A 2,399-nucleotide genomic window follows, 5' to 3' on the forward strand; every position below is an offset into this window, starting at 1 on the left:
GAATTCATGTTACCACTCCAAAAGATATAGGTAATGATTTCTAAAGCTATCGCTAGTATTATTTAAAAAATACCTAAACCTTCAAATAGAATTTTACATCCTAATATTATTAAAATAATCCCACCTAAATATTCTGCTTTAGACTCTAAGAATCCACCCAGCCTTTTTCCTACATAAACTGCAATAAAACATAAGATAAATGTAATGGTTGTAATTAGAAAAGATGCATAATAAATATTAATATCTTGAAAGGAAAAAGTAACACCAATTGCCAATGCATCGATACTAGTTGCAATTGCAAGAAAAAATAAAGTTTTATTTTTTAAATCTTTTACTTCATTTTCAAAATCATCCTCTCTTGCTTCTTTAATCATATTTAAACCTAAAGCAATCAGTATAACAAAAGCAATATAATGACTATACTCAGCTACTTGTGATGAAAAAATAGTTCCTGCAAAATAGCCTATTAATGGCATTAATCCTTGAAATATACCAAAGAACAATGATATTTTTATTACTGTATAGACATTTATCTTTTTATATTTTACACCACTAGCTATTGATACCGCAACACTATCCATAGCTAACGCTATGGCAATTAAAATTAATTCCATTTTCTTTCCATACTAATTTATTTTTTAAATTCTAACTGTAATATAACATGAACAATTGAATACTTATCTTCTAAGCTATGGTTTACATCATGTAGGATTTTTTCATACGCTTGAATATCTTCTTTATCAATTAAAATATGAGCTGTCATATTATACATATCTTGAGTAATTTCCCAAATATGAATATCGTGTATATCTAAAACTTGAGGATGTTTTTTTTCTATAAATTTTTTTACTTCATTTATATCAAGTGGAGAACTTTCCATTAGAGTATTAGTTGATTGTTTTAAAACAGTAAAAGCCCATTTCCCAATAACAAAAGCAACTAAAAGAGCTAATATGATATCAATAAAGTACCAAGATGTGTAATAGATAACAACATAACCAATAATAATGGCTACGGAAGATAGTGCATCAGAAAGCATATGAATAAATGCAGATTTCAAATTTACATTCTCTCTATCTCCTTGCATTAAAATCACGCCAGTAACAATATTTACTATCAAACCAACTATAGCAACAATTCCAGCTGTTTTTAAATCGATAACTCCAGGATTAAAATATCTATCAACTGCTTCATAAAGTATCCATACGATTGAAAGAATGATAGTAAGTCCATTTACAAAGGCTGCTAATACTTCAACACGATAATAACCAAACGTTTTATCAAGGGGAGCTTTTTTACTTGCAATTATAATAGCTACAAGAGATATAATAAGTGCAAATGAATGTGTAAACATATGGATTGCATCAGAAATTAATGCAAGTGAATTTGATAAGAATCCAAATACAAATTCTGCAATCATTGTTACAAAAGTAATTGCAAGCGCAATCTTTAATACTTTCTTATCCTGTGTTCTATGGTCATGGTGATGATGCTCATGATCATGTTCAGGGTGGTCATGATGATGGTGATGTTCTTTTATCTTTGGTTGATGTGAATTTAATCCTATTTTACAAGTATGCATATTATTTCCCAAACACTTTTATAATATCTAAGAAGTTTTCCACTTCTGCTTGTGCTTGAATAGAATCACCTTTTTGAATATTCTCAATAAAGTGTCCTTTTGCAAAATGCTCAATATATGATGTTATCATTCCATTAACTGCACCTTTTACTGCCGTTAATTGTCTAACCATTTCATATGGGTCTTCTTCTAAATGATAATTTTCATCTTTTAGCTTATTTTCAATTGATTTAACTTGACCCGATATTCGAGCAATTCTATTTGTTAATTTTTTTCTTTCAACATCACAACAATATGCCATTTTTGTTCCTTTTATACTATAGGGGGGTATACTATTATATTTAAAGTTAATTTGTACTTATACAAAAAATATTGTTGTTAAAGAAGAAGCCTTACTACAACAAATGACTTAATGACAATGATATAAGAAGAAATTATGAAATAATAGTGATTGCATTAGTAATCTGAATATTTTTAAATTAGTAAATTTTTAATGAATGGATAAAACATTATAAATATAAAGTTTATTAAGAATTTTTTTTGAATAGTCTTTTACTTAACCTCTTATATTTGGAACATGAAGCACTCATATTAGTTTTCAGTGTTCCACAAAGTGTTCAAAAAGTAAAAACTGCAAAGTTCCACAAACATTAAGGAATTATGGAACAAAGATTGCTAATATGTATTTAATATCAATAATATGCTTTACTCTTTAATTTCATTTAATGAAATTAAATTATCATTAGATATATATTTTTTTACAGTGTTAAAACTTACTCCAGATTTTTTAGCTATTACATAATGAGTTATAGTTTTT

General features: G+C 27.2%; 3 protein-coding genes. All 3 read right to left on the reverse strand.

The genetic code is table 11. The features are described 5' to 3' along the window. Positions 1-62 precede the first annotated feature (62 nt). Genes KO488_RS03060 through KO488_RS03070 form a run of 3 tightly spaced genes read right to left on the reverse strand, consistent with a single transcriptional unit; the run spans position 63 to position 1,883 of the window. Positions 63-614, reverse strand: coding sequence for a manganese efflux pump MntP family protein (locus tag KO488_RS03060; RefSeq protein ID WP_216057325.1), 552 nt, complete (start codon positions 612-614; stop codon positions 63-65). A gap of 17 nt (positions 615-631) precedes the next feature. Beyond that, the gene (locus KO488_RS03065) at positions 632-1,582 is read right to left on the reverse strand and encodes a cation diffusion facilitator family transporter (protein ID WP_216057326.1); all 951 of its coding nucleotides are present in this window, start codon (positions 1,580-1,582) and stop codon (positions 632-634) included. Position 1,583: 1 nt separating this feature from the next. Further along, a complete protein-coding gene (locus tag KO488_RS03070; RefSeq protein WP_216057327.1) occupies positions 1,584-1,883 on the reverse strand; it encodes a metal/formaldehyde-sensitive transcriptional repressor in 300 nt (99 codons plus the stop codon). Positions 1,884-2,399 lie beyond the last annotated feature (516 nt).

The sequence above is a fragment of the Poseidonibacter lekithochrous genome, assembly GCF_018861145.1.
Taxonomy (GTDB): domain Bacteria; phylum Campylobacterota; class Campylobacteria; order Campylobacterales; family Arcobacteraceae; genus Poseidonibacter; species Poseidonibacter lekithochrous_A.

Excerpts from the sequence above, each read along its gene's own strand:
- KO488_RS03065 (WP_216057326.1), bottom strand. The coding sequence starts at position 1,582 with ATGCATACTTGTAAAATAGGATTAAATTCACATCAACCAAAGATAAAA.
- KO488_RS03070 (WP_216057327.1), bottom strand. The coding sequence starts at position 1,883 with ATGGCATATTGTTGTGATGTTGAAAGAAAAAAATTAACAAATAGAATT.
- KO488_RS03060 (WP_216057325.1), bottom strand. The coding sequence starts at position 614 with ATGGAATTAATTTTAATTGCCATAGCGTTAGCTATGGATAGTGTTGCG.